Source organism: Desulfocurvus sp. DL1XJH-121 (assembly GCF_054819825.1).
The window spans coordinates 52,196-77,121 of sequence record NZ_JBTVWW010000005.1; the positions used below are offsets into that span (position 1 = coordinate 52,196).

Annotated in this window: 23 protein-coding genes; 4 read left to right on the forward strand and 19 right to left on the reverse strand. The window is 69.4% G+C overall.

Translation table 11 applies throughout. The features are described from left to right. The first annotated feature begins 177 nt into the window (after positions 1 to 177). Together ACYYG1_RS05115 and ACYYG1_RS05120 are read left to right on the forward strand one after the other, a co-directional pair. Positions 178 to 1,800, forward strand: a complete 1,623-nt coding sequence (locus ACYYG1_RS05115) for a DEAD/DEAH box helicase (protein ID WP_461209210.1) — start codon at positions 178 to 180, stop codon at positions 1,798 to 1,800. 228 nt (positions 1,801 to 2,028) lie between these two features. After that, the gene (locus ACYYG1_RS05120) at positions 2,029 to 2,517 is read left to right on the forward strand and encodes a hypothetical protein (protein ID WP_461209211.1); all 489 of its coding nucleotides are present in this window, start codon (positions 2,029 to 2,031) and stop codon (positions 2,515 to 2,517) included. Between the two features lie 1,012 nt (positions 2,518 to 3,529). Here ACYYG1_RS05120 and ACYYG1_RS05125 read toward each other — a convergent pair. From ACYYG1_RS05125 to ACYYG1_RS05135, 3 genes are read right to left on the reverse strand one after another with little or no spacing between them, the layout of a single operon-like run. Then, a complete protein-coding gene (locus tag ACYYG1_RS05125; RefSeq protein WP_461209212.1) occupies positions 3,530 to 3,940 on the reverse strand; it encodes an acyl-CoA thioesterase in 411 nt (136 codons plus the stop codon). Further along, a complete protein-coding gene (locus ACYYG1_RS05130; protein ID WP_461209213.1) occupies positions 3,937 to 5,127 on the reverse strand; it encodes a cofactor-independent phosphoglycerate mutase in 1,191 nt (396 codons plus the stop codon). Before ACYYG1_RS05130 ends, ACYYG1_RS05125 begins: the two co-directional genes overlap by 4 nt. Positions 5,128 to 5,152: 25 nt before the next feature. Next, the gene (locus ACYYG1_RS05135) at positions 5,153 to 5,290 is read right to left on the reverse strand and encodes a hypothetical protein (protein ID WP_461209214.1); all 138 of its coding nucleotides are present in this window, start codon (positions 5,288 to 5,290) and stop codon (positions 5,153 to 5,155) included. Between the two features lie 343 nt (positions 5,291 to 5,633). Here ACYYG1_RS05135 and ACYYG1_RS05140 point away from each other — a divergent pair, with 343 nt between their 5' ends. Then, positions 5,634 to 6,962: an APC family permease gene (locus ACYYG1_RS05140; RefSeq protein ID WP_461209215.1), complete on the forward strand. Its 1,329-nt coding sequence runs from the start codon at positions 5,634 to 5,636 to the stop codon at positions 6,960 to 6,962. Positions 6,963 to 7,145: 183 nt separating this feature from the next. Here the strand turns inward: ACYYG1_RS05140 and ACYYG1_RS05145 are convergent, their stop codons facing one another. The 10 genes from ACYYG1_RS05145 to ACYYG1_RS05190 all read right to left on the reverse strand — a co-directional run bounded on the left by ACYYG1_RS05145 (position 7,146) and on the right by ACYYG1_RS05190 (position 16,253). Then, the gene (locus ACYYG1_RS05145; protein ID WP_461209216.1) at positions 7,146 to 8,429 is read right to left on the reverse strand and encodes a homoserine dehydrogenase; all 1,284 of its coding nucleotides are present in this window, start codon (positions 8,427 to 8,429) and stop codon (positions 7,146 to 7,148) included. Continuing rightward, the gene (locus ACYYG1_RS05150) at positions 8,423 to 9,604 is read right to left on the reverse strand and encodes an aminotransferase class I/II-fold pyridoxal phosphate-dependent enzyme (protein WP_461209217.1); all 1,182 of its coding nucleotides are present in this window, start codon (positions 9,602 to 9,604) and stop codon (positions 8,423 to 8,425) included. Before ACYYG1_RS05150 ends, ACYYG1_RS05145 begins: the two co-directional genes overlap by 7 nt. Before the next feature lie 151 nt (positions 9,605 to 9,755). After that, on the reverse strand, positions 9,756 to 10,250 hold the full coding sequence (locus ACYYG1_RS05155) for a hypothetical protein (RefSeq protein ID WP_461209218.1): 495 nt from the start codon (positions 10,248 to 10,250) through the stop codon (positions 9,756 to 9,758). A gap of 42 nt (positions 10,251 to 10,292) precedes the next feature. Continuing rightward, on the reverse strand, positions 10,293 to 10,769 hold the full coding sequence (locus ACYYG1_RS05160) for a lysophospholipid acyltransferase family protein (RefSeq protein ID WP_461209219.1): 477 nt from the start codon (positions 10,767 to 10,769) through the stop codon (positions 10,293 to 10,295). Between the two features lie 25 nt (positions 10,770 to 10,794). Then, the gene (locus ACYYG1_RS05165) at positions 10,795 to 11,112 is read right to left on the reverse strand and encodes a late competence development ComFB family protein (protein ID WP_461209220.1); all 318 of its coding nucleotides are present in this window, start codon (positions 11,110 to 11,112) and stop codon (positions 10,795 to 10,797) included. A 102-nt stretch (positions 11,113 to 11,214) separates the two neighbouring features. Further along, positions 11,215 to 12,030 carry a tetratricopeptide repeat protein gene (locus tag ACYYG1_RS05170; RefSeq protein ID WP_461209221.1) on the reverse strand — a complete coding sequence of 272 codons (816 nt, stop codon included), beginning with the start codon at positions 12,028 to 12,030 and terminating at the stop codon, positions 11,215 to 11,217. A 7-nt stretch (positions 12,031 to 12,037) separates the two neighbouring features. Then, entirely contained in the window at positions 12,038 to 12,958 is a 921-nt protein-coding gene (locus ACYYG1_RS05175; RefSeq protein WP_461209222.1) for an HD domain-containing protein, read from the reverse strand. A 198-nt stretch (positions 12,959 to 13,156) separates the two neighbouring features. Continuing rightward, the gene (locus tag ACYYG1_RS05180; RefSeq protein ID WP_461209223.1) at positions 13,157 to 13,897 is read right to left on the reverse strand and encodes a hypothetical protein; all 741 of its coding nucleotides are present in this window, start codon (positions 13,895 to 13,897) and stop codon (positions 13,157 to 13,159) included. Between the two features lie 44 nt (positions 13,898 to 13,941). Beyond that, positions 13,942 to 14,658, reverse strand: a complete 717-nt coding sequence (locus tag ACYYG1_RS05185; RefSeq protein WP_461209224.1) for a phosphoribosylanthranilate isomerase — start codon at positions 14,656 to 14,658, stop codon at positions 13,942 to 13,944. A 2-nt stretch (positions 14,659 to 14,660) separates the two neighbouring features. After that, positions 14,661 to 16,253 (reverse strand): hypothetical protein, encoded by a 1,593-nt coding sequence (locus ACYYG1_RS05190; RefSeq protein WP_461209225.1) that lies wholly within the window; start codon positions 16,251 to 16,253, stop codon positions 14,661 to 14,663. A 98-nt stretch (positions 16,254 to 16,351) separates the two neighbouring features. On the opposite strand from ACYYG1_RS05190, the gene ACYYG1_RS05195 reads away from it, so the two are divergent. Continuing rightward, positions 16,352 to 17,830 (forward strand): ATP-binding cassette domain-containing protein, encoded by a 1,479-nt coding sequence (locus ACYYG1_RS05195; RefSeq protein ID WP_461209226.1) that lies wholly within the window; start codon positions 16,352 to 16,354, stop codon positions 17,828 to 17,830. Positions 17,831 to 17,985: 155 nt separating this feature from the next. Here the strand turns inward: ACYYG1_RS05195 and ACYYG1_RS05200 are convergent, their stop codons facing one another. The 6 genes from ACYYG1_RS05200 to ACYYG1_RS05225 all read right to left on the reverse strand — a co-directional run bounded on the left by ACYYG1_RS05200 (position 17,986) and on the right by ACYYG1_RS05225 (position 24,888). Next, a complete protein-coding gene (locus tag ACYYG1_RS05200) occupies positions 17,986 to 18,735 on the reverse strand; it encodes a UPF0280 family protein (RefSeq protein ID WP_461209227.1) in 750 nt (249 codons plus the stop codon). Between the two features lie 7 nt (positions 18,736 to 18,742). Continuing rightward, the gene (locus tag ACYYG1_RS05205; RefSeq protein ID WP_461209228.1) at positions 18,743 to 19,696 is read right to left on the reverse strand and encodes a hypothetical protein; all 954 of its coding nucleotides are present in this window, start codon (positions 19,694 to 19,696) and stop codon (positions 18,743 to 18,745) included. Positions 19,697 to 19,706: 10 nt separating this feature from the next. After that, on the reverse strand, positions 19,707 to 21,824 hold the full coding sequence (locus ACYYG1_RS05210) for a hypothetical protein (protein ID WP_461209229.1): 2,118 nt from the start codon (positions 21,822 to 21,824) through the stop codon (positions 19,707 to 19,709). A gap of 350 nt (positions 21,825 to 22,174) precedes the next feature. After that, on the reverse strand, positions 22,175 to 23,302 hold the full coding sequence (locus ACYYG1_RS05215) for a glycosyltransferase family 4 protein (protein WP_461209230.1): 1,128 nt from the start codon (positions 23,300 to 23,302) through the stop codon (positions 22,175 to 22,177). After that, entirely contained in the window at positions 23,299 to 24,402 is a 1,104-nt protein-coding gene (locus ACYYG1_RS05220; RefSeq protein ID WP_461209231.1) for a glycosyltransferase, read from the reverse strand. The genes ACYYG1_RS05215 and ACYYG1_RS05220 overlap by 4 nt, the downstream gene beginning before the upstream one ends. Positions 24,403 to 24,522: 120 nt before the next feature. Continuing rightward, positions 24,523 to 24,888 (reverse strand): molybdenum cofactor biosynthesis protein MoaE, encoded by a 366-nt coding sequence (locus ACYYG1_RS05225; RefSeq protein WP_461209232.1) that lies wholly within the window; start codon positions 24,886 to 24,888, stop codon positions 24,523 to 24,525. Positions 24,889 to 24,926: the final 38 nt, after the last annotated feature.

Here is a 24,926-nt window from a genome sequence, read left to right on the forward strand (position 1 = left end):
CAAGGCCGGGATGCGAAAAAGCTTGCCAACGGGAGCGTGGCGGCGTATGAACTCCGATTCGCTAACAGTGCAACTCTTCGATTAGGGGCGCTTGCCGCCCTTCTCCCCTCATCGTGTCGACATGTTTCCAGGATTCGTCGGTTCGCAGGGGCCGGTTGATCACCAAGGAAGCAGAACATGGAAAGATTTAGAGTCTTGGGGCTGTCTGAGCGCACGCTCGACGCCCTGCGCAACAAGGGCTTCAACGAGCCCACCCCCATTCAGGAACGCACCATTCCCCTCATTCTGGACGAGGGTGTGGACGTGGTCGGTCTGGCCGGCACGGGCACGGGAAAGACCGCGGCCTTCGGCCTGCCCCTCATCGAGCTCACCGAGGAGCGCGCCGGGCGCGTGCAGGCCCTGGTGCTCTGCCCCACCCGCGAGCTGGCCGTGCAGGTGGCCCGGGAGATGGAGTCCCTCCTCGGGGGCAAGCATTTGAACATTCTCACGGTCTATGGCGGCCAGCCCTTCGGCCCGCAGCTTGCGGGCCTGCGCCGGGGCGCGGACGTGGTGGTGGGTACCCCGGGCCGGGTGCTGGACCACATGCGCCGAGGCAGCCTGGATCTCTCGGACCTGTCCTTCCTGGTGCTGGACGAGGCCGACGAGATGCTGGACATGGGCTTCGTGGCCGACATCGAGGCCGTGCTGGAAGCCTGCCCCGAGGACCGGCGTACGCTGCTGTTTTCCGCCACCATGTCCCGCGAGGTCATGGGCATCGCCCGCAAATTCATGGGCGAGCACCAGGTGGTCAGCGTGGACAGCGAGACCGAGGGCCCGGACATCGAGCAGTATTACCACGAGGTGCCCGAGCGTTCGCGCTTCGACGCCCTGTGCCGGGTCATCGACTGCAGCGACGGGTTCTACGGCCTGGTCTTCTGCCGCACCAAGGCCGACGTGGACGAGGTGGCCGCGCGCCTGGTGCAGGGCGGCTACGCGGCAGAGGCCCTGCACGGCGACATGAACCAGGCCGGGCGGGAGAAGATTCTTTCGGCCTTCCGCAGCGGCCGGGTGCGCGTGCTTGTGGCCACGGACGTGGCCGCGCGAGGCATCGACGTGGCCGACCTGACCCACGTGGTGAACTTCGCCCTGCCCCAGGACCCGGAGTCCTACGTGCACCGCGTGGGCCGCACGGGGCGCGCGGGCAAGACCGGCATCGCCGTGACCCTCATCAGCCCGCGTGAGTTCGGCAAGCTGCGCTGGATGATGCGCGCCGTGGACGTTTCGCTGACCAAGCGCAGGCTCCCCGACGCACTGGAAGCCGCTGCGGCCCGCCGGGCCAGCGTGGCCGGACAGGTGCGCGAGGCCCTGGAGGGCGGCGATTTCGAGTGCTGCCTGGAGATGGCCGACGAGCTCCTGGCCGAGGGCGAGGCCCGCGAGGTCCTGGCCGCGGCCCTGCGCAGGGCCTACGGCGACGGCCTGTCCGCCGAGAGCCACGCCGAGATTCCCGAGCCCGAGCGCTTCGAGCAGGCCACGGGCGGCATGAAGGTCAACCTGTTCATGGCCGCCGGGCGCAACCACGGCCTGACCCTGGCCAAGCTCCTGGACTTCATCTGGACCGAGGCCGGGGTGCGCAAGAATTCCGTGCAGGGCGTGCGGCTGTGCGCCAACCACACCCTGTTCCACGTGCCTGCCCGCGAGGCCGAGGCCATCCTGGACAAGCTCGGCAGGCCCGAAGACGGCCAGCCGCCCCTGATCCGCAAGGACCGGGCCGCCCCCGGCGGCCGCCCGGCCGGCCGCTTCAACAAGCGCCACGCCGCCTAGGCGTCTCCCGCGGCACGCGGGAAATTCCGTACAGCCCCGGACAGGCACTGCCGTCCGGGGCTTTTTCCGTTTTGGATAATGGTTTTGCCTTCGGGGCCGGGTTTGCGGTATGCTTAAAACAGTCGGCGGCGACGGCGGGGCGATGCCGTGCAGGCCGCGGATGCCGGGCGTGAAACCCCGGCGGGCGGAAACCAAACGATGCCGGGCGCGTCCGGCGGGAGGTCGTTCATGTTGGGGGAGATGAAGAACCGCATCGGTTTCGTGCTGGCCATGGCGGGGCTGCTGCTCCTGGCCGCGGTGAGCGCCAGGGGAGAGGACTGGGGCGACGGCAAATACGGCATCGTGCCCAGGGCCGCGCAGACGGTGGATTTCAACGTCTATGCCGCCAAGGCCGAGATTCCCACGCCCCTGGGCGTCGCGTTCTATCCGGCCGTGGTCAAAAAGGGCGGCGACGCCCGCGTGCTGGCGCGCGACGGGGTGCGGCACCGCACGGAATATTCCGTGTTCACTGGTTCCGCGCACTGGTGCGAGGTCAAGGGCAACGCCGTGCCCCATGGCGCCGTGGTCTTCGGGGACAACGGCGGTCCCGTGTACCTGGTTCGCGCCGGGGGCGGGGACACGGCCAGCTTCGGTTCGCAGGTGGGAGACGGCGCGCCGGTGCTGTATCGTGGCGACGAGCCTGTGGAGGCGGAGTCGTATATGATGTTGTGTCGGTAGGTTGATTTTTTGGAGTTAGGAAAAGGCCCGCTTTGCGGGCCTTTTTTGTTGTGTGATGAGGAGGGGGAGGCGTGGTGTGGAGGGGAGAAGGATTTGGTGAGGGGGAACAGCTGGTTCAAACGCTTTCGCATTTGAACCAGCTGCCAGAGGGGCCGGGGGGCGAGCCCCCCAGGCCCCTCTGGACTCCCCTGCCCCCCTCTTAGAGAGGAGGCGGTACCGCACCCATGAGCAAAATGGTAACGCCAAGGCGTGTCCTCCTGTGAAAGCCATGCGTGTCGACGGAGCAGGGGCTTTGGCGGGGCTACGCGATACGCCTCCGCGTCGCCCCTATCGCCCCGATAGAAGGGGTGGGCATGTGCGCCCGACAGGCGCGCTGCTGGAAGAGAATGGCCGCAGGGCCATGACGACTAGTGAGCAGGCGGTCCCTGCGTAATTTCTCGGGCTACACGGTACGCCCGGGAATTCGCTTTACGGTCCCGATTTTCGGGGTGGGTATGGGTGTGCGCCGCTGATATTGGCTGATGAGCTTAGATATTGAGCGGATGAGGGGCAGGATCATTGGGCATTGCCCGACGCCACGGCTCTTGGCCACAAATCTCCGCATCGATCGCGCCGAGACTCCCAGCCCCGGAAGGCAGCACTTTGTGCGTCCCGCCCTCCGGGACTCCCCAAGCCCCGGCACGCTGCCCGGTGCAGCGGCTGTGATGGTAATCAGCGAAGCGGAGCCGGGCTCGTGCGACGGGGCGGCATCACCTGTGCCGCGACACGAGGGGAAGAATTATTGAAGGACTGCACCACCGAGACTTCCCAGCGCCCCAGGCGGGTACGGAGGGCGCAGCGACCTGGGTGGCAACCCCCGAAGCGAAGCCCTCCGTATCCGCATGGGGCGCGGCTGCGTCACCCAATCCAACACTCCCGACAAACCAACGCCCTACCCGCGAGGGAACGCGGCGGGAGGGGCGGGAGGGCACCGTTGGTTTTGCACCACGACTCCCCCAGCCCAACACCCCAGCTACACGAACAATTCCTTGAGCCAGTCCGGCACGCGCACGGGGCGGCCTTCGGCGTTGACGCAGGCGTGCTCGGTCCAGCCCGTGGCGTGCAGGGTTTCCCGCGTTTCGTTCCATATCTCGTAGCCGAACTTCACCGAGGCCCGGCCCCAGTCGCTGATGCCGGTGCGTATCAGGATCAGGGCGTCGTAGACCACGGGCCGCCGGTGGCGCACGTGGGATTCGCGGATGGGCAGGTAGATGCCGCGCTCCTCCACCGTGGCGTAGCTCATGCCGTGCTCGCGGATGAAGAGGCCCCGGGCGCGTTCGAAATAATGCAGGTACTCGCCGTAGTAGACCACCTTCATGGCGTCGGTCTCGCCGTAGGACACGCGGTGTTCGAGCCAGCAGTCCGGGGTGGGGAAGTCGCTCACGACAACGCCTCCAGTACATAGGACAGGGCCTCGTGGCCCTTGTCTATGACCAGGCCCGTGCCCGCGGCGTTGGCCTCGGAGAAGGCTGGCAGGCCGTGGTCCGAGGCCTTGGAATGGTGCAGCAGGAAGGGCACCGGGTCCGTGGTGTGGGTGCGCTCGATGAGCGGCGTGAAGTGGTCGCAGGTGATGAACAGGGCCGCGTCCTGGCCCTCCAGGGCCTTGACGATGGGGGCCACGATGCGCTGGTCGAAGCGGCGGATGGACTCCACCTTGTCGGCCACGATGCCCGAATGCCCGCACTCGTCCGGGGCCTCCACGTGCAGGTACACGAAATTCCCGCCCTGGTTCAGGAAGTCCAGGGCCGCGTCCACCTTGCCCTGGTAGTTGGTGTCCAACAGCCCGGTGACGTCCGGGACATCCAGGACCTCCATGCCCGCGGCGCGGCCCAGGCCGCGCACCAGGTCCACGGCGGAGACCACGGCCCCACGCAGGCCGAAGGCGTCCTTGAAGTCCGGCAGCATCAGCGGCCTGCCCTGGCCCCAGGGCCAGACGGCCCGGGCCTTGGTCTCGTTCTCGGGCCGCGCCAGGCGCACCGCCGCCGCATCGAACAGGGCCTTCAGGCGCGGGGACTTGGCGTATTCCGCGATGTCCCGGGCGATGGGCTTGTCCGTGATGTCGTGGGGCGGGTTGATGTCCAGGCCCGCCTCCATGGCCGTGGCGCCGCCCGCCTGCACCAGCAGGTGGCGGTACTGGATGCCGGGCACGAAGGTGAACACGTCGTCGCCCAGGTGCTCCTGGAGGTCGTTGATGAGCCGGGTGGAGCGCTCGGTGGCGATGTGGCCCGAGGAATAGTCCAGCATGGTGCCGCCCTCGTCCGGGGCGGTGAGGTTCACCAGGTTCATGCGCCAGACCAGATCGCCGGGGTCCAGGGTCAGGCCCTGGGCGGCGGCCTCGATGGGCCCGCGCCCGGTGTGGTGCGCGGCGGGGTCGAAGCCCACCAGGCTCATGTTGGCCACGTCGGAGCCCGGGGGCATGCCCTGGGGCACGGTGCGGATCAGCCCCGCGTTGCAGCGCGCGGCCAGGGCGTCCATGGCCGGGGTCTCGGCGGCCTCCAGGGGGGTCCGGCCGTTCAGTTCCTTGACGGGCCAGTCGCCCATGCCGTCGGCGATGAGAAAGAGAAGTTTCATGCGTCAATCCGTGTTGGGGTGGGAGTCAATTGAAAAACAGGCCCGCCAGCGCGGCCAGGAGCAGGAGCGCCATGGCGGCCAGGACCAGGATTAGGCCCACGGGATGCTGGGTCGTGGAGGTCCAGAGCTTCTCCCTGAGCAGGGCGAAGATGTTGTTGATCATGGCCTGGCCTCGCGCTGTGGCGCTTTGCTGTGGTCGTTTGCGGGCGCGGGTGCGCCCTGTCTTTTGGTAGAGGAAAACGCCGCGTATTTCAATGCGCGGGCCCTGGGCGCGCCCGGGCCCCGGTGCGGCCTCCCTGGCTCTCTGTCGATTGCGCAAAAAATGCATAATATATTTTGTATTAAAGAAAAAAGCTGGACATTTTTGTCGGTAGGCGCAAATGAGCACATTTGTGCGGACTGGCCGCATGCGGAGGCCCCGGTGACGGGGCGGGGAAATCATGCGGCTGGGGGCGGCGCGAGTGGGGCGCCGGGAGGCTGGAGGCCGCGAGCACAAAGGGGAGACAATGAGCGCCAAGCATCTGCAAAAGAAATACGGGTTCTGGACCGCCACGGCCATGGTGGTGGGCATCGTCATCGGGTCGGGCGTGTTCTTCAAGGCCGACGACGTGCTCAAGGCCTCGGGCGGCGACCTGGCCACGGCCCTGGGCGCGTGGCTCATCGGCGGTTCGATTATGGTGGTCACGGCCTACGTGTTCTCCAAGATCGCCACGCGCATCGAGCGGGTCAACGGCGTGGTGGACTATTTCGAGCAGGCCTACGGCGAGCGCGCCGGATACCTGGTGGCCTGGTTCATGACCTTCATCTACTACCCCACGCTGGTGGCGGTGCTGGCCTGGGTCTCGGGCAACTACACCGTGGGGCTCTTGGGCCTATCCGGCGGCGTCTGGCCCATCGCGGCCGCGTACCTGACCGGGTTCTTCCTGCTGAACTATTTTTCGCCCGTTTTGGCGGGCAAGTGGCAGGTCTCGGCCACGGTGATCAAGCTGATCCCCCTGGGGCTGGTGGCCGTGGTGGGCGGCTTCGTGGGCCTGGGCAACGGCCAGACCATGGCCAACTTCACCCACGCGGCCCAGACCGTGGGCCAGGGCGGCGGCTTGGCCGTGGCCACCCTGGCCACCGCCTTCGCCTACGAGGGCTGGATCATCGCCACGGTGATCAACGCGGAGCTGAGGGACGCCAAGCGGACTCTGCCCCGGGCCCTGGTGGTGGGGACCATCGCGGTGGCGGCCATCTACATGGCCTACTACCTGGGCATTTCCGGCGTGCTGACCAACGACCAGGTGCTGGCCCAGGGCGACGCCGCGCCGGTGCGCGTCATCGGGCTGATCTTCGGCAACCTGGGCGGGACGCTGCTCACGGTGTTCGTGGTCATCTCCTGCCTGGGCACGCTGAACGGCCTGATCATGGGCGCGGCGCGGGGCATGTATTCCATCGCCTCGCGCAACATGGGGCCCTGCCCGGAGTTCTTCGCCAAGGTCAACCCGCAGACCAACAGCACCATCCACTCGGCGCTCATGGGCTACGTCCTGTCCTGCTTCTGGCTGCTGGTCTGGTACGGGAACTTCGCTGGCTGGTGGGGCGGCTTCATGGACGTCTCCGAGCTGCCCATCGCCTTCCTCTACGTGATCTACATCTCCCTGTACGCCTGGGTGATGAAGACCTTCACGGACCTGGGGCCGTTCGCCCGCTACGTGTGCCCGGCCCTGGCCGGGTGCGGCTCGGTGTACATCATCTGGGGCGCCATCCAGAAGGACATGTTCATCCATTTCCTGATCCTGGCCCTGGCCATCTTCGGCGCGGGCCTGGCTCTGATGCGCCCCGGGAGACGCTAGTTCCTTTGATTCCTTCCTGATCCCCCCATACGAAGAGGCCGCCCCCGGACACGGGAGCGGCCTCTTTAATATAAGGATTGCAAGCCTCCAGCCCTTGGCTGTGTGGAACGAAGTGAACACACGGCCTTAGGGATGGGGACAGCAGCGCTAGGGGATTATCCCTTTTGCCCGCCGGAGGCATGCCTACAGAATCCTGTAATGCATGGTCTTTCCGCGAGTGAGCCCCATGTCCTGGGCGCTTTTCATGGCGGCGTGAACGGCGTCGGCCGTGGCCTCGTGGGTCAGGAACACCAGGGGCACACCCTCGTCGCCCTCGCCCCGGCCCTTCTGGATGACCTGGTGCAGGCTGATCTCGTTGTCGGACATGATGCCCGCGATGTCGCGCAGCACGCCGGGCTGGTCCGGGACGATGAAGCGCACGTAGTGTTTGGACACGGCGGCGTCCAGGTCCAGGATCTCGGCCTCGGGCAGGTCGGTCATGGTGAAGCCCAGGATGTTCGGGGCCTCGCCGCGCGCGATGGACATGATGTCCGCGAGCACGGCGCTGCCCGTGGGCAGGTCGCCGGCGCCATGGCCGTGGAGCATCACGGGCCCGGCGTCGCCCTCGAAGCGGATGGCGTTGAAGGAGCCCTGCACCGAGGAGAGCAGGTTGTCGGCGGGCACCAGGGCGGGGTAGACCCCGGCCTCGATGCGGCCGTCCACCTCGCGGGCCTGGGCGATGAGCTTAACGGCGTAGCCGAACTCGCGGGCGAAGGCGATGTCCATGGGCGTGACCACGGAGATGCCGGTCACGGGCAGGGCCGTGAAGGGGTATTTGCGCCCCAGCGCCAGCTGGATGAGCAGCGTCAGCTTGTGGGCCGCGTCCACGCCCTCGATGTCCAGGGTCGGGTCGGCCTCGGCGAAGCCCTTGTCCTGGGCCATCTTCAGTGCGGTGGCGAAATCCAGGCCGTGCACGCTCATCTGGGTCAGGATGAAGTTGGCGGTGCCGTTCAAGATGCCGATGAGCCCCCGGATGCGGTTGCCGGCCAGGCCGCCGCGCAGGGTGGCGAGCACGGGAATGCCCCCGGCCACCGAGGCCTCGAAGCCCAGGTGCACCTTGTGCTCCCCGGCCAGGGGGAAAAGTTCGTCGCCGTGTTCGGCCAACAGCGCCTTGTTGGCCGTGACCACGTGCTTGCCCGCCTTCATGGCGCTGGCCAGGATGTCCTTGGCCACGGTGGTGCCGCCGATGAGCTCCACCACCACGTCCACATCGGGGTCGTTGATCAGGTCGTGCCAGTCCGTGGTCATGACCGCGCCCTTGGCCTCGATGGCCGCGCGGCGCGACTCGTTGCGCTCGGCGACCTTCATCAGGCGGATGTCGCGGCCCGTGCGCTTGAGGATCATGTCCCGGTCGGAATCCAGGACCTCGGCCAGGCCGCCGCCAACCGTGCCGAAGCCGGCGAGGCCGATTTTCAGGGGTTCTAGCATGCTCCCGCCTCCAATACCTGTTTGATGCCCCGGATGGCCTGCTTCGTGCGGTGCTCGTTCTCGATGAGGGCGAAGCGCACGTGGTCGTCGCCGTAGTGCCCGAAGCCCAGGCCCGGGGACACGGCCACGTGGCCTTCCTTGAGCAGCATCTTGGAGAACTCCACGGAGCCCATGTCGCGGAACTGCTCGGGGATCTTGGCCCAGACGAACATGGTGGCCTTGGGCGGGGTGACTTCCCAGCCCACGCGGTTCAGCCCCTCGCACAGGGCGTCGCGGCGTTCCCTGTACACGTTCACGATCTCCTGCACGCAGGACTGGTCCTCGTTGAGCGCGATGATGGCCGCGATCTGGATGGGCTGGAAGATGCCGTAGTCCAGGTAGGACTTGATGCGCGTCAGCGCCTGGACCATGTCCCGGTTGCCGCAGCAGAAGCCCACGCGCCAGCCGGCCATGGAGTAGCTCTTGGACATGGAGTAGAACTCGACGCCCACGTCCTTGGCGCCCTCGGCCTGCAGGAAGCTGGGGGCCTCGTAGCCGTCGAAGGTCAGGTCGGCATAGGCTAGGTCGTGGATGACGTAGATCCTGTTTTCCTTGGCGAAGTCCACGATGCGCTGGAAGAATTCCAGGTCCACCACCTGCCCGGTGGGGTTGTGCGGGAAACAGAGCACCAGGAGCTTGGGCTGGGGCCAGGTCTGGCGCATGGCCAGCTCCAGGTCCTCGATGAAATTGCGGTCCGGGCTCATGGGGATGCGCCGCACGTCCGCGCCGGCGATGATGCTGGCGTAGGGGTGGATGGGGTAGGTGGGGTCCTGGGCGAAGACCACGTCGCCCGGGGAGAGCATGACCATGGCCAGGTGCGAGAGGCCCTCCTTGGCGCCCATGGTGACCACGGCCTCCTGGTCCGGGTCGATGTGCACCCCGTAGCGACGCTCGTACCAGCCGGAGATGGCCTTGCGCAGGTTGGGGATGCCCCGGGAGGCGGAGTAGCGGTGGTTTATGGGCTTCTGGGCCGCCTCCACCAGCTTGTCCACGATGTGCTGAGGGGTGCCGATGTCCGGGTTGCCCATGCCGAAATCGACGATGTCGATGTTCTGGCGGCGCATCTTCATCTTCAGCTCGTTGACCGTGGCGAACACATACGGGGGGAGCCGATGGACTCGCGGAAACTGGTTCATGTCTTCTCCTTTGGCGGTCCTTGCCCGCGAATTTTCGCCGCGCGGGCGCGCACCGCATGCGGTTCCCTGGGGCGCGGTTGGCGTACCGGCGGCTGGTGTACAGTTTTCCGTCCCCCCGCGTTCCGGGAGGCCGGTAGAGCGGGGGGACCGCCTACTCGAAGAGGTAGGCGTACTTTTCGGCCACGGCGGCGGTAGTGGCCGCCAGGGCCTCTGCGGTTGCGTCCACGGTAGTGGTGTCGACGGTCCCGGCCTCGCTGGCCAGGTAATGGGTGAGGACGTTCTCCCCGGAGGAGAAGATCCACACCGCGCCGTACACCGATCCAACCTGCGGGCGGCCGGAAAACTCGGGCCTCGTGGCGACGATGACCTTGATTTTGGGCTCGTCCTTGGAGGTCAAGGTGAACAGCCCGGAACCGTTGAAAATTTCTTTCAGACGGAAGGCCAAGCGCGTGCCCAGCTGGTCCACGTCGCCGTGGCTCACGGCCACGGGTGTGGACCCGGCCTTGACCTCGCCGGGGGTGTCGGGGATGGCCGCGCCCTGGGGCACGGGCAAGCCCTGCGACTCGGCTGCCGCGACCAGGGACGGAAGGGTCAGGACGGCGACCAGTGCCAGGACGAGGATGTGGATGCGAGGGCGTGATATCATGCTGGTTCCTTCACCCGTGCGGGGTGGCCCGCAAGGCTCGGGCTACACTGGCCGAGTGAAGGCAGTTTTGTCAATATGCGTGATGTCGTGCAGGAAACAATCCACGGCCTCGCGGTCGTCCTCGTGGATGCGCAGGTCGGCCACGGGCAGGGGCGCGGGCGCCCCGGCGTAGAGCTTCAGCGCCCTGTCCACGAACTCCGAGGGCAGGAACGCGGCGCGGATGCGCCGGGACACGGACGGCTCACCCCAGATCACGGTCAGGGGCAGGTGGTGCTCCCCCTGCGTGTCCAGGATGAGGTTCCCGGTCTTGACCAGGGCCTCGCGGGCCGTGTCCGGGAACATGCCCGCCCATTCGGCCAGGCGCGCGAGGAAGCCGGGCATCACCGCGAGATAGTAGTGGGGATCGACCTTCACGGCCACGGACACGCCGGGTACGCCAATGACCATGGGAGAATCGGCGTAGGCCCTGCCGAGCCCCTTGCCGAGGCGTTCCAGGATTTCCGAATAGTCCTTGATCATGGGTCCTCCCCGGCTTCGCCCCGGGTCAGTGCCCGGACGAATAGTTGGGCCTGTGGCGCACGGTCTCCACGGCCCGGCGCACCGAGGCCTTGACCTCGTCCATCTGCACGGGCTCGCGCAGCACGATGGAGCCCTGCTGGATGTAGCGGGGCATGAGCCCGTTGAGCGACAGGGCGTAGATGTCCTGTACATCGATGGCGTTGGGCACGTAGTCCGGATAGTCCTCGGGCAACACCTGGCGCATGGCCTCGATGACCCGCTTTTCGTTTCTGTTGCGGACGAAGAGCAGATTGACGTCCAGGTATTCGTAGGTCTCGGCCAGTTCGGTGAGCTTCCTGTTCATGCGCTTGCCCCCCCATTGGTATTGTGAGGATTCCATAGCAAGTCTGCAAAGCCAATTCAATGAAAATGCACGAAGAACGCGCAGTTGCTCGTCGGGGAGGGCTCAGAAGGACATCTGGATGGGGGCGGAGGACTTCTTGCGCCTGCGCTGTATGTAATCCAGAAACAATTGGGATTCCTTGAGGTTCGGGTTGGCCTGCAGGGACTTCTCCAGGAATAGTACAGCGTTGCCGAAGTCGCGCTGTTCGAAATAGGCGCGGGCGATGTTGTGCAGCAGGTTCTCGTCCTCGTCCGGGGCCAGATCCAGGGCGCGCAGGTAGTGCTTCAGCGCCGTGCCCAACAGTTTCTCCTTGCGCAGGGAGATGCCGAACTCGTTGAACATGTGCTTGTGCGCGGGCGAAAACGGCGCGTCCACCTCGGCCAGGCGCAGGAAGATGCCCTCGGCCTTGTCCTGGTTGCCGCGCTTCAGATACGTGAGGCCCAGGCCGAAGCTGGCGCGGGCGCTCTTCTCCATCTCCTCGGGCGCACCCGAGAGCTCGAACCCCTCGATCTCCGCGCGCGGCGTTCCCGGGTGCGGCGGGGCGGGAAGCTCGCCGTCGTCCAGGTCCAGGATGGCGCTGCCCTCGCCCTCCGAGGGCGCGGGAATCTGGTTGGAGATGTAGAATTCCGGCTCCGGGGAGAAGCGCTCCAGGAGCGTGCCCACGGAGATGGTGCGCTTCTTCCCGATGGGGATGAGGTGCTCGTTGATGGGCTGGACCTCGGCCAGGTCCTCGCCGTTCTCATGCACCTCGCGCACCAGCCAGTACTGCTTGACTTTGGTCTTGCGCTGGGTGGTGCCGGTGCCCACCTTGCGGATCTCCATGGTGGAGAACACGCCATGGATGGGTTCGCGCTGGGCTTTGCCTTCCTGGCCGGGCATGGGGGCCTCAGAGAAGCGGGACGATGCGCTGTACGATGCCGCCGCGTTTGAGCTTGTCGAAATAGCGGTCACGACCCGTGTCGATGACCTGGTACAGATAACTCATGTTAGCTTCGATGGACTTGTCATACAAGTCCTCGGGGATGTCCCAGCGCGCGGAAAAGTGCGCGGCGGCGAATTTCCTGATCCCGCCCAGGGGCCCGTCCATGCGGCTGGCCATCATGTCGTAGAACCCGTGGGTCTTTTCCAGAAGGTCGTGGGGCGATTCGTAGGGCAGGCCCGCCTCGGCGAACTCCAGGTACAACAGCAGCAGCTTTTCCAGATATTCGCGGTCCGCCATCTGGGCCAGCAGGTCGGCGGTGGCCAGGACCTGGGCGCAGAAGCGGGTCTGGTCCCCGCCGTAGGGAATTTCCTCGGCGTCCAGTCCCAGGCAGGTGGCCTCGATCATGCGCGAGGCGTCGTGGATGTCGAACCCCGGGCGGTCGGCCTTGTGGAAGTAGTCCTTGAGGAAGGCCACGCTGCGGTTTTCGTGGCCTACGGTGTATTTGGCGCCCGTGCCCTCGAGGTCGTCCTCCTCCTGGATCAGGCCCGTGTCGTGGAACAGGGCGCTGACCAGGGTCATCTCGGCCAGGCGCGGCGAGATGCGGATGCCGCTGGCGAAGGCCCCGTGCAGCAGCCGGGCGGCGCACAGGAAGACCTCCAGCGTGTGCTGCAGGTTGTGGTACCTGGTGGTGCTGGAGCGGAACCCCGGGAATTCGCCCTTGAAGAGGCGAATGGTGTCGGCGAAGGCCGCGTCCATGAACCCCGAGTCGAAGCCCGGGAGCATCATCTCCAGAGTAATGTGAACTTCATTGAGCAGTGCGGCTGGGTCGGTGACGTCCACCAGATCGTAGAGCTTGACGTCACCAGGCGCGTGAGCAGTCTCCATGTATCCCCCTCGAAATGCGATGCGGCGAAAGCGGATCATCCCGGTTTCGCGCATTCCCCCTCGCGCATTATATTGTTTTTCAAAATCCCGTGCAACAGGTCTGCCAATAATTCAGCCTGTGGATTGAAAATCAGTCGAATAACAGGGGATTGTTTGTTCCAGATGTCGTTCTAGAGTCGAGATGGATATGGAAATTGCTTAGCGCCACAGGAACGAGAGGCCGCCGCCCAGGGCATAGGCCGCCAGTGCGATGCCCGTGCCCAGGAGGAACCAACCGATGGTGCGCCCCAGGCGCAGGGGCTCGCGCCCGGGGGGGAGGTGACGGAATTGTGACGAGTCCGCCCCCCGGGGCGGGGTCAGGGGCAGGCTGTCCCAGTCCGCCCGGCTGAAGTCCATGGCGCGCAGGTCCGGGGCGGGCTCGTCCCCGGCGGGAGCGTGCGGGCCGGAATCGCCTGGCGCGCCGCCTTGCGCGTCGGGCATAGGCCGAGGGGAGGGCTGGGCCTCGCGCCGCGCTTCCTCGCGGGGCTTCGGCGGGGCCGGGGGGGCGGGCTCCGCGCTGGGGGCGGATCGGTTCAGCTCGGCCAGGGCTGCGCGGAACACGACGTCCAGGGACTGCTGGCGCGCGCGGCGGCTTTGCAGGCTCATGATCCCGTGCAGCAGGGTGGCGCGCACCAGGGTCCGGTCCCCGCCGCTGCGCGCGAAGGTGAAGGCCACGCGGCGGCCCACGTTGAGCAGGGAGAACGGGGGTTTGGCTACGGAGAGCCCAACCCGTCTGTCGGCGCTGACCACGGTCAGGCCCAGGAGGATGGCCGCGCTGTTCACCGCGTCCCAGACCTCGTCGTAGGGCCGCAGGAAGGTCCAGGCCAGCTCGGTGCTGCGGGCGCCGAAGGCCACGTTTTCGATGCTGTAGAGGCGTTCGCCGGTCTGGTCCCTGTTCACGGCGGCTCCCTGGTTTGCGGGGCTGGATCAGTAGCGACCATGCCTCAATCCCGCGCCGGGGGCAACGGGCGGCCCAAAGAGGCGAAGGCCTCGCGGGCCCGGGCGACGAAGGCGGCCACGAGGCGCGGGTCCTTGCGCCCGTCCGGGCCCTCCAGGCCGGTGTGCGCGTCCACCCCGGCCGGGCGCACGGTGAGGATGGCCTCGCGGATATTGCCCGGGTTCAGGCCCCCGGCCAGGATCAGGGGCCGGGGAGAGATTTCCGCCAGGCGGCGGCTGACCTCCCAGTCGTGGGTCAGGCCCGTGGCGCCCGTGGCCGCGCTGGCGGGGTCGGCGGTGTCCGTGAGCAGGGCGTCGCAGTGTGGGGCCAGGGCCAGTGCACGGGCCTCCAGCTCGCGCCGGGCGCGGGGACCCGGGTCGGGGGGCACGATGACGCTTTTTATGAGGTACAGGTCCGGCCTGCGACGGCGCAGCTCGGCCAGGGCGGGCAGGGGCGGGTCCGCGTGGATCTGCACCCCGCCCGCGCCCAGGGCGGTGCAAAGTTCGTCCACCTCCGCCGGGTCCCGGGCGTAGGTGATGCACACGCCGAGCACCCCCGGGGGCAGGGCGGCCACGATGCGCGCGGCCTCGGCCTCGGTGCAGTCCGGGGCGTGCACGGCCAGGCGCAGGGGCAGGCCCACGGAGTCCACGCCCAGCCGGGCCAGGGCCAGGGCCTCGTCCGCGTCGTGGACTCCGGCCACCTGGACGAGGGGGCAGGGGCGCACGCCTAGTCCTCCCAGCCCGCGTCGCCGGGGTCGCGCAGGATCGTGCGCTCCAGGCGCGCGGCCAGTTCGTCCGGGGGCAGGTCCGCCAGGCGCAGCAGGTCGAAGCCCAGGCCGGGATGCGTGGGCGCGTCGGCGATCCCGGCCGATCGGAACAGGCTCCGGGCCAGGTCGTATTCCCCGTCCTCCCGGGCGCGCAGGCCCAGATGCAGCACGGCCAGGGCCTCCGGGCCCGGGGCCTCCTGGCCCGGGGCCTCCGGGGCCGGAACCCCGGCGAGACGGGCCAGGGCCGCGACGGCCAGCCCGGGCCAGCGGGACAGGTAGGCCAGGGGCAGGTCGAATTCCTCGCTGCGCTGCGCGCGCCAGTCCACGGCGGCCAGGTCGCCGATGTGTGCCTCGCGCCTTCTGGCCGCGTCCAGGCGAGCGGAGGCCTGTTCCAGGCGGCCGTCCAGGTGCCGGGCCAGGTCGTCGAAGGCCCGGGCCGTGGAGCGGCCGGCCTCGTCCAGGGAGGGCACGGCCCGGCGTTCGTATTCCCTGATGCGGGCCTGGACTTCGGCCAGGGCCTCTTCGGCCAGGTGGTAGCGCTTGATGGCGGCCAGGGCCCCGGGCGCGTCCCCCTCGCGGTTCAGGCGGGAGACGACGGCCGCCTCCCTGTCCCGCAGGGCCACCAGTTCGCCCTGGCGCTCCCTGTTGCGGTAGTAGGCCAGGGCCTCGGCGCAGCGCCCGCGCCGCACGGCCAGGGTCTCGACGTCGGACTCGGCCAGCATGCGCGCCCCTCGAGCGTCCTCAAGCTCCTTGTGCAGGCGCAGGGCGCGCAGGGCCATGGCCTCGGTGGCCTGGACCGTGAGCCGGGTGCGCAGGATCTCAGGGGCCTCCCGGGGCGTCCGGCAGGACAGGGCCAGGGAGTATTCCGCGCCCAGGATGCGCGCCAGGCGCAAGGGGCCGCCGGGGCGCCGGTCCTTGCCCGCCTCGGCCCTGAGGGCGTCCACCAGGCCTCCCGGGGCCGGGCGCAGGGGGCCGTTCTGGTCCAGGGCCCGGAGCAGGACGTGTTCGAGGCCCAGGTCCAGGCGCGGCGCTCCCGGGTCGCGCTCCCCGTCCCCGGGAGGCGCGGCGAGCACGGCCACGGTGCCGGGCACGGCCCGGGCCAGGACGCCGCGCTGGAAATCCTCCAGCATGCGCCGGGCGCGCAGCCTGTCCGCCAGCAGCCCGAGCCCCTCGGCGCGCGCGCGCAGCACGGCTTCCCGCTCCGGGTGCCCCGGCGAGGAGAATCCTTGCCACAGGGCCGTGGTCTCCCCGGGGCGTCCGTTGAACCACAGGGCCAGGCCCAGGCGGGCCACGGCCTCGAAATCGTGGGGATTGCGCGCGGCCAGGACGCCCAGGCGGCGCGCCGCCGCGTCGTACTGCCCGGCGCGGAACAGCTCCACGCCCTTGTCCAGGATGTCCGCGTCGGAGCTTTCGGCCAGCAGGCGCTCCTCGATGCTCGCGGTGTCGAAGCTGAAGGGGGCGTCCGTGGACGGCATGCAGCCCGCCAGCGTGGCGGCGAGGGCGGCGGCGGGCAGCAGGGCGCGGAGCAGGGCGGCGGGGATGTGGGCAAGCATGGGCCGGAGCCTACCAGAGGCCGGAGCGCCTGCCTAGCCGGATGCGGGAGGAAATCCGGGTCTTGGCTTCCCGTTCGAGGCGGGCTACAACCCCGGCCATGTCTGCTCCGCTCATCCATATCGAACACTGCTGCGTGCGCCTGGGCCGGGGCTACGCCCTGCGCGACGCGACCTGGGATCTGCTGCCCGGCCAGCACTGGGCGCTGCTGGGCTCCAACGGGGCCGGCAAGACCACCCTCATGCGCTTGGCGCGCGGGGAACTGCACCCCGCCCAGGGCCATCCCTTCGGCCATGGGGCCAAGCGCGTATGGGATTTCGGCCACGGCCCCACCACCAGCGCCCTGGACGCCCGGGAGCGCGTGGCGCTGATCTCCAGCGACGACCAGGACGCCTGGGTGCGTTCGGACCGGGGCTACAGCGGCGAGGAGCTGGTCTGCACAGGCATCCTGGACACCCTGGCTCTGTGGGGCGAACCCGGCCCCGAGGTCCGCGCCCGGGCCCGCGCCCAGTTCCGGCGCCTGGGGGCCGAGGACCTGGCGGACCGCAACGTCCTGGAGATGTCCCGGGGCCAGGCCCGGCTGGCGCACATCGCCCGGGCCCTGGTGCGCGAGCCCCGGGTGCTCATGCTGGACGAGGCCCTGGAGGGCCTGGACCGCCGCATGCGCGCGCGCATCCTGGAGGCCCTGGCCCGCGAGGCCGCGCGCGGCACGCAGATCGTGCTGTCCACGCATTACATGGAGGAGTTCCCCGCCTTCCTGACCCACGCGGCCGTGCTGGAGAACGGGGCCGTGGCGCGCAGCGGCCCGGCCCGCGCCATCCTGGGCGAGCCCGATTCCGGGGCCGCGCCCGTGGTTGGTCCGTCCGTCCCGGCCGTGGAGCCGGGGGCGGTCATCATCGACATGCGGGGAGTCACGGTGCTGCGCGGCGGTCGCGCGGCCCTCGACGACGTGGACTGGACCGTGCGCCGGGGCGAGCATTGGGCGGTGCTGGGGGACAACGGGGCGGGCAAGAGCACCCTGGCGGCCCTGGCCATGGCCGCGCTGCGGCCCAGCACGGGCCGGGTGTCCTGGTTCGGCCGGAGCGAGGGGGTCAACGTCTGGGAGCTACGCAAGCGCATCGGCCTGGTCTCCCCGGAGCTGCAGGCCGGGTACCGCTACAACATCAGCGCCCTGGACCTCGTGGCCTCGGGCTTCTTTTCCAGCGTGGGGCTCTACGACCGGGTCAGCGAGGAGCAGGCCGCGCGGGCCCGCGAATGCATGGCCCTGGCCAACATGGCGGGATTCGAGGAGCGGCCCGTGCGCAGCCTGTCCTACGGGCAGATACGGCGGCTGGTCATCGCCCGGGCCCTGGTCACGCGGCCCGAGCTGCTCATCCTGGACGAGCCTTCGGCGGGGCTGGACGCGGCCTCGCGCCAGGGGTTCCTCGCGGACCTGGACGCCCTGGCCGCCTCGGGCGCGACCCTGGTGGTCATCACCCACAGGCCCGAGGAGATCCCTGCCTGCGTGGGCAAGGCCATGATCCTGGCCCAGGGCCGGGTCACGGCCATGGGGCCCAGGGACGAGGTTCTCAAGGGTTGACCTTGGCGTATTGAAAGAAATCCTTTCCCGTAGGCCGATCCAAAGGAGTGAGATGCGAGGAAGCGAAAAAATCCAGGACGCGTAGTGTATTATGTATACATAAGCGGTCTGGATTTTTTTGTTGACGAAGCAGATTGCCCCTTTGGGGCGGCCCGCTATTCCACCGCTACCAATTCCATCTTTCCCCAGACCGCGATGCGCCCGGCGCATTGGGCGAAGACTCCGTCCAGGCCCATCTCCTCGGCCGCGTCCGTGACCCGCGTCAGGTCCCGGGCGTCGCGTAAGAGGTTGCACAGGGCCGTGGCCGCGGCGTCGGCCAGGGCGCCGCTCCGTGCCCGGGCCACCACCAGGTCGCCCTGGCCCAGTGACAGGGAATGCCCGATGCTGGCCGAGGAGGCGCACAGGGAGCAGGGGAAGTCCTCCGTTCCCAGGGCCACGCCCAGGCGCGCGCTCCCGGACGGGTCCGAGAGGATGGCGGCCACCCGGGGCCGGGTGGAGCAGAGATACAGGTCGCCCCCGTTCTCCACCAGGATGTCCGGGCTGCGGCCCACGAGGGCGCGGGCCGTGAACTCCGCGATGGTCCCGGCCACGGCGGCCATGGGGCCCACGTCGCACGCGGCCCCGGCCTCGGCCATGGCGCGCACCACCGGGGGCGAAGTTTCGGGCACGGCCACGGGAACGAGGCTCGCGCCGAAGGCCGGGGTCAGGGCCATGGCCGCCTTGATCTGTCCGCGCAGCTCGGCCACGCACCGGGCCGCCTCGCGGGACAGGTCGCTGCGGGCCACAACCAGCAGGTCCGTCTCCTCCACGACCACCTGGAAGGCGGTTTCGCCGCCGGCGGGATGCACCCCGGCGCGGTAGGCGCGGTGCGTTGCTGTGTGCTGTGTGCGAGGGGGCTTGACCATGGCCGGGTCAGAATACGACGACCACCCGGCACTGGTCCAGGAAGTTGTTCTCGCGCGTCAGCACGGCCCTGATGAACTCCGCGTCCGCGTCGGAGACCGCCAGGTCCCCGCCCTGGGCGCTGGCGCGCACCACCAGGGGCGCGGTGCCCGCCGAGGCGCTCTGCTGGGCCTCGGCCAGGTCGCGGTAGTAGCGCACGAAGCCCTGGCGCGTGCCCACCGTGTGGTCCACCCCGTCGCCCGGGTAGAGCACCTGGCCGCCGTGCACCAGGCGCGGCTTCAGCGTCGGCGTGAACCCGCTGCCCCGCGCGTCCAGCACCAGGCCCGTGGCCGACTCGGCCTGGGCCCGGACCTGGGGGGTGAACACCGGGGCGGCCCCGGGAGCGGGCTCGGGAGCCTGGGGAGCTTGGGGAGCCGGGGGCCTCGGCGCGGCCGGAGGCGTGGGGCCGGTTTCGGGGGCCTCCTGGGGCGTCTTCGGTTCCGGGGCCGGGGCCGGAGCCCCGCCCAGGCGCGCGATCTCCCGGGCCGCCTCCCCGGTCAGGGGCAGGCTGAGGATCACGCGCACCATGGTGCCCTGCACGATCTTTTCCACGGCCACGGGCGCGCGCTGCACCATGCGCTGGAAGCGCTCCTCGGCCGCCTGGTCCTTGAGCAGCAGATCGCCCAGCAGCGTGTCCTTGTCCACGCGCACCTGCCGGAGCACCTGCATCAGGTTGCTGCGGGCCACGAACAGGGCCGTTTCCCGGGCCAGGGCGCGGGCCTGGTCCGCGTCGGGCGCTCCGGCCGGGGGCGTTCCCTGGCCCACGGCCACGGCGCGGGCCCCGGGCCAGTCCAGGTAGCCCATGGTGCCGATGCGCTCCATGGCGCTGGTGTCCGGGCCCGGCTGCGCCAGGGCCAGGAACGGCAGCACGATGAGAAACGCCAGCAAGGCGGGGAAAAACAGGATCGGAAAACGGCAAGGCATTGGCGTCTCCTCAAGGCGCGGGGCAGCCCGCCCAGGGCGCGTCCAGGGCCGGGGCCAGCAGGCTGGGGCCCAGTACGGACGGCCCGTGCGGCGAAGTCCAGTAGTTGTTGCGCAGGTCCAGGGCCGAGGTGGAATAGTTCTGCACGTCGAAGGGAGCGTTGGCGTCGAAAGTGCTGTGGCGCATGGCCAGGCCCAGGCCGAAGCCCTGGGTGACCACCCCGCCCATGCCGCCGTTGCCCTTGATCAGGCAGCAGTCCGCGTCGGGCTTGGCGCCGGACTCCAGGGACATCCCGGCCTGGCTGCTGGCCCGGATCACCGCGCCGTGCAGGCGCGGGGCCGAATGGGCCACGGCCAGGCCCACGCGCGCGCCCAGGATGTGGGCGTGGTTGACGAGGGCCCGGGTCGCGCCGTCCAGCCGCAATCCGGCCCAGGACCCGGGCCGCGAGGCCGGGGTTTCGGGCACCAGGCGCACGGGGTTTTCGGCCTCGCCCCACAGGGCCAACTCCCCCTTCACGACCAGGCCCGCGCCCTGGGCGAAGCGCAGGACCACCCCCGGGGCCGCGTGCAGGGCCGAGCCAGGGGGCACGGTGAGGGTGGAGCGCACCAGATAGGGCGAGAACTCGCGCGGCAGGTACAGCACGCCGTCCACCGCGCTCTCCAGGAACGGGGATGTGGCCGCGGCCTCCTCCAGCCCGGGCTCGGGCAGGGGCGTGGTCTTGATCCCGGCGCTGAACCCGCTGCGGTTGCCCGCCGCGTCCAGGGCCGTGACGCGAACGAACAGGGGCGCGAAGTCCGGCAGCCCGTCCAGCACGGCCTCGGGGCTTTCGCTGCGCGCGGCCAGGCTGAAGCCCGTGAGCCCGCGCGGGGAGGTCCAGACCTCGTAGGCCGCGAGATCCTCGTCCCGCACCGGGTCCCAGGTCAGGCGCACGCGGCCGTGGGCGGCCTGGGCCTCGAGGCCCTCGGGCGCCGCCGGGGGGGCCGCGTCCACGGACACGGTGCGCGGGTAGGCGCGCACGCTGCGGCCTCCGGACGCGCCCAGGAGCACGCCGTGCACGGACACGCCCCGGGCCTGGGCGCCGGATTCGGGGTAGTAGGCACCCTGGTAAATCTCCAGGGAATCCAGCTCGCGCAGGGCGGCGGCCAGTTCCTCGGGGGTCGGGGCCGTGCCGAAGGCGCGGAAATGTTCGTCCAGGGCGGCCAGCAGGCGGCCGCGCAGGGCGCGGCGCTCCACCTGGGGCGCGGGGCGCAGGACCACGTCCGTCGCGAAGCCCCGTCCCGAGAGGTGGGCCGAGGCCCGGGCCCCGGGGGATCCCGCCAAGCGGAAGATCAGCGCTTCGCCCTCGCGGCGCACGCCGTCCGCGCCCTCGACCATGAACAGGTCGATGGTCGGCGCGGCCAGGGAGCCGGAGCGCGCGTCGGGCACGCGGATGGTGCTGGCGATTTCGCGGAACAGGGTGTCGGTCTCGCGTTGTAATTGCTCGCCGCGCAGGTTCCACAGCGACGACAGGGCGGACAGGGCCAGGCCCACGGGGGTGATGGAGACCCCGCCGCCGAAGCCCCGGCTGACGTGCACCGCGCGCCAGAGCAGCTCGCCCGAGGGCAGGGCCAGCATGCGCACCCGGCAGCCCACGGCGGCCTGGGACACGATGCCAGCGAAGGTGCGGTCGTAGTGCGTGACCTCGCCGATGACCACGGCGTCCACGCCGAGGATGGAATGCAGCCGGGCCGGGTCGGTCTTGAGCAGTTCGGACACGGCCCCGTAGGAGTCCAGCTCCAGGGGCGCCAGGCGGGCGTCGGTCTCGAACAGCTCCTGGTCCCCGAAGGGCAGGGCCGCGATGTGGTTGTAGGTGGCCAGGCGGACCATGGAGCGCGGGTCCTCGGAGTCCTGGGACAGGGTCCACTGCGTGGGGTCGCCGCCGAAGGGCAGCACCGCCAGGGTCGCGGGCGGGTGCTTCACCATCAGGGTGGTGTTTTCGTATTCCCCGGCAAAGGCCTTGAAGCCCTGGTCCCCGGCGAGCACGGCCGGAGCCCCGGCCACGGGTTTTCGCGCGGTCCTGGTTCCCGAACAGGCGGCGCAGGCGGCCGCGAGGCACAGCGCCAGAAGGATGACGGCGGCTCGTCGGGGCATTTGTCGAGACTCTCCAATGAAGACAGCGTGTTAAGTCGTTCCTATCGCGCGGCGTGTGCAACGCGCGCGGGCCTGGCGAAGCTCATGCAAGAAGTATCCCCGTGTGGACAGTATCGCACGGTCCGGGGCTTCAAGGCAACGCCCGGCGATAATCCGGTGCGCGAGAGCCTGAAAGCGGTCTGGCGGATTGATGAAAGAAACATCGGTACGCAGGCTGTTCAAAAATAGCGAGATGCAAGGCGCAAGAAAAATTCAAGACCGAAGCGTACTCCCTGTACGAGAGGGTTTGAATTTTTTGCAGCAGCGTAGCGGCGTAGCGACGCAGCAGATTGCTGTTTCGGGACAGCCTGCTAGCCCAGGCGCTCGCGCACCAGCTCCAGCCAGGGCTCCAGGCCGGCCTGCACGTCGTCGGGCCAGGCGAAGCCGTGGGGCCGGGGTTCGGCCAGGGTCCTGTCCATCATGGCGGCCAGGGCCTGGTGGTCCCCGGGGTCCCCGATGACGCAGGGCTCGGGCAGGAAGCGGCTGGAGCCGTTGTCCCGCGAGGAGATCACGCGCGTGCCGCAGGCCAGGGCCTCGAGCACGGCGTTGGAGCAGGTGTCGTAGAACGAGGGCAGGCAGAACAGGTCCGAGGCCCGGTACAGGGAGGGCATGTTCTGCACGCGCCCCAGGAAGCGCACCCTCTCCCCCAGGCCCAGGGTGCGGGCCAGCTCCGCGTAGCGGCCCGGGTTGCGGCCTCCGGCCACGAACAGGCGCACGTCCGGGGGCAGGAGCGCCAGGGCGCGGATGGTGGGCTCCAGGCCTTTGAGGGCGAAGTTGGTGCCCGCCAGGACCACCAGGCGCTGGTCGTCCTTGACGCCCCAGGTGCAGCGCAGCTCGTGGCGCCGGTTCTCGTCGGCCGGGGTGAAGCGCGTCAGGTCCGGGCGGTTGTAGATCACGCGCAGATCCCGGCCCGCCAGCCAGGGATGGGCCTCCAGGAGCCAGTCGCGCACCCTGTGGGACACGGTGACGCAGATTTCCTGGCTCTCCAGGGCCCGGCGCTCCAGGGCCTGGATGAGCTTGCCCGACGGGGACAGGCGGCGGCGCAGCATCTTGAAGCCGCGCGGCAGGCCCGGGGCGTAGGCCCGGCTGGACAGCCGCCAGAACACGGATTGCGGCCCGCCGCTCATGCGCATCACGTCCTGGCGCAGGGTCTTGCCCATGCTGATGGACAGGGCGTAGCCCCCGCGCCTGCGCGCCCGTTCGGCGGCGAAGGCGTACCAGGCGATCTTGGCGGCGCGGGTCAGGGGCGGGCGGCCCAGGATCACGGGCCGGACCCCCTCCGGGGCGCGGGCTTCCTGGCGCGAGCAGAGGAAGTCGACTTCGCGGCCGTCGGCGGCCAGGGCCTCGGCCAGGCGGAAGGCGAAGCCCTCGGCCCCGCCGTAGGTGGAGAACTTGGGCAGCATCAGGGCGATGCGGCCGCCTGAAGGCGTGGAAGTCAAATCGCTTCTCCCTTGTACACGGCCAGGGTCCGCTCCAGGAAATCCCGGCCCGAGAGGATGCCGATGGTGCGGGCCTGCTCCCCGGCCAGGGCCTCCCGCGCCTCGGGCCCGAGGGTCCGGGCCAGGGTCTCGGCCATGGCCGCCTCGTCCGCCGGGGGGAACAGGGCCCCGGGCGACAGGAGGTCGGGCATCACGCCCACGGTGGTGCCCACCAGGGGCACGCCGCAGGACATGATCTCCAGGGCCGCGCGGGCGATGGTCTCGGACCATTTGGAGGCGATCACCCCCAGGTCCATGGCCGAGATGAGGTCGGCCACGTCGCCGCGTTTGCCCACGACGGCCGTGGCCTCATCAACGCCCGCTTCCCGGGCCCAGCCGCGCACCGTTTCCAGGGGCGTGGGGTCGGGCAGGCCCGCCAGGAGCAGGCGCACGTCCTTCCTGCCGTGCTCGGCGCGCAGGCGCGCCACGGCGTGCATGAGTTCCCGCTGGCCCTTGACCTCGTCGAAGCGGCCCAGGAGCCCGACGACCACGTCGTTCGGGCCGAAGCCCAGCTCCGCGCGCACCCGTTCGCGCCCGGGGGCGGAAAAGGCGAAGCGCTCGCGGTCCACCCCGCCCAGGATGCAGGCCAGCCGGTCCCCGGGCAGGCCGAAGGCCGCGCGGAAATGCTCGCGCATCACGGAGTTGGTGACCACCACGGCGTCGGCCACGCGGCGGTGCAGCCAGCGGTTCACGGGGTCGCCCTTGGGCGGGCGCTGGTCGCCCCTGGTGCGCACCAAGCGGAAGGCGTTCGTGCGCCGCCTGAGGAGACCCCAGAGCCAGAAGGATTCGCCCCGGTGGCAGTTCACGGCCTGGGGCCGGAACTCGCGCACCAGGCGGGCCAGATCGCGGTACAGCCCGGCCAGGGCCAGGGGGCTCGCGGTGTTCAGGGGCAGGGTGCGCACGTCGAGTCCCCAGGCCAGGGCCTTCTCGTGGGTCTCGGTTCCCGGCAGGGCCAGGACCAGGGACTCGTGCCCGGCCTCGTTCAGCAGCCGCGCCAGGTACAGGGCGTACCAGGCGGTGGCGTTGAACCAGCGGACATTGGCGACTTGGATGATGCGCATGCCGCTTTGTATGGATATTGCACGGGAATTGCAATACATTGTGACCCGTGCCGGGTTTCCGACGCGCGAGGGGGGGCCGGGGATGACAGCCGGGCCCCCGGATGGCACAGTTGGTTGGCGTCAGACGGCCAGGATTTCGGTCTTGGTCACGGCCTCGGACTTGATGCGGTCCAGGAGCTCCGCCAGGGCGGGCTTGACGTTCTCGCGGAAGTCCCCGGCCACGATGATGAACAGCAGGTCGTCCCCGGGCTTCAAGGGGCCGGAGGCGGCCTGGGCCATGGCCTTCCAGATGCCGGGGCGTTGTTCGCATTCCCGGCACAGGGCCGCGATCCTGTCGTGGTCCGGGCGCACGTCCACGCCCGTGACCTCGGCCCCGTCGCCCCGGGACGTGGCGCGCACCACCCCGTTGTGCACCAGGATCATGCCCACGTTCTTGGCGAAATCGGGGTGGGTCTTGAGTTCGGCGATGGTTTTTGAAATGTCCATGGCAACCTCCTTGCGAATGGCCTGTTGAGATAAGGTTT

What these genes read in the sequence shown, in the direction of transcription:
- ACYYG1_RS05115 (WP_461209210.1), top strand. Translation starts at nt 178, where the DNA reads ATGGAAAGATTTAGAGTCTTGGGGCTGTCTGAGCGCACGCTCGACGCC.
- ACYYG1_RS05120 (WP_461209211.1), top strand. Translation starts at nt 2,029, where the DNA reads ATGTTGGGGGAGATGAAGAACCGCATCGGTTTCGTGCTGGCCATGGCG.
- ACYYG1_RS05130 (WP_461209213.1), bottom strand. Translation starts at nt 5,127, where the DNA reads ATGAAACTTCTCTTTCTCATCGCCGACGGCATGGGCGACTGGCCCGTC.
- ACYYG1_RS05135 (WP_461209214.1), bottom strand. Translation starts at nt 5,290, where the DNA reads ATGATCAACAACATCTTCGCCCTGCTCAGGGAGAAGCTCTGGACCTCC.
- ACYYG1_RS05140 (WP_461209215.1), top strand. Translation starts at nt 5,634, where the DNA reads ATGAGCGCCAAGCATCTGCAAAAGAAATACGGGTTCTGGACCGCCACG.
- ACYYG1_RS05145 (WP_461209216.1), bottom strand. Translation starts at nt 8,429, where the DNA reads ATGCTAGAACCCCTGAAAATCGGCCTCGCCGGCTTCGGCACGGTTGGC.
- ACYYG1_RS05150 (WP_461209217.1), bottom strand. Translation starts at nt 9,604, where the DNA reads ATGAACCAGTTTCCGCGAGTCCATCGGCTCCCCCCGTATGTGTTCGCC.
- ACYYG1_RS05155 (WP_461209218.1), bottom strand. Translation starts at nt 10,250, where the DNA reads ATGATATCACGCCCTCGCATCCACATCCTCGTCCTGGCACTGGTCGCC.
- ACYYG1_RS05160 (WP_461209219.1), bottom strand. Translation starts at nt 10,769, where the DNA reads ATGATCAAGGACTATTCGGAAATCCTGGAACGCCTCGGCAAGGGGCTC.
- ACYYG1_RS05165 (WP_461209220.1), bottom strand. Translation starts at nt 11,112, where the DNA reads ATGAACAGGAAGCTCACCGAACTGGCCGAGACCTACGAATACCTGGAC.
- ACYYG1_RS05170 (WP_461209221.1), bottom strand. Translation starts at nt 12,030, where the DNA reads ATGCCCGGCCAGGAAGGCAAAGCCCAGCGCGAACCCATCCATGGCGTG.
- ACYYG1_RS05175 (WP_461209222.1), bottom strand. Translation starts at nt 12,958, where the DNA reads ATGGAGACTGCTCACGCGCCTGGTGACGTCAAGCTCTACGATCTGGTG.
- ACYYG1_RS05190 (WP_461209225.1), bottom strand. Translation starts at nt 16,253, where the DNA reads ATGCTTGCCCACATCCCCGCCGCCCTGCTCCGCGCCCTGCTGCCCGCC.
- ACYYG1_RS05195 (WP_461209226.1), top strand. Translation starts at nt 16,352, where the DNA reads ATGTCTGCTCCGCTCATCCATATCGAACACTGCTGCGTGCGCCTGGGC.
- ACYYG1_RS05200 (WP_461209227.1), bottom strand. Translation starts at nt 18,735, where the DNA reads ATGGTCAAGCCCCCTCGCACACAGCACACAGCAACGCACCGCGCCTAC.
- ACYYG1_RS05205 (WP_461209228.1), bottom strand. Translation starts at nt 19,696, where the DNA reads ATGCCTTGCCGTTTTCCGATCCTGTTTTTCCCCGCCTTGCTGGCGTTT.
- ACYYG1_RS05210 (WP_461209229.1), bottom strand. Translation starts at nt 21,824, where the DNA reads ATGCCCCGACGAGCCGCCGTCATCCTTCTGGCGCTGTGCCTCGCGGCC.
- ACYYG1_RS05220 (WP_461209231.1), bottom strand. Translation starts at nt 24,402, where the DNA reads ATGCGCATCATCCAAGTCGCCAATGTCCGCTGGTTCAACGCCACCGCC.
- ACYYG1_RS05225 (WP_461209232.1), bottom strand. Translation starts at nt 24,888, where the DNA reads ATGGACATTTCAAAAACCATCGCCGAACTCAAGACCCACCCCGATTTC.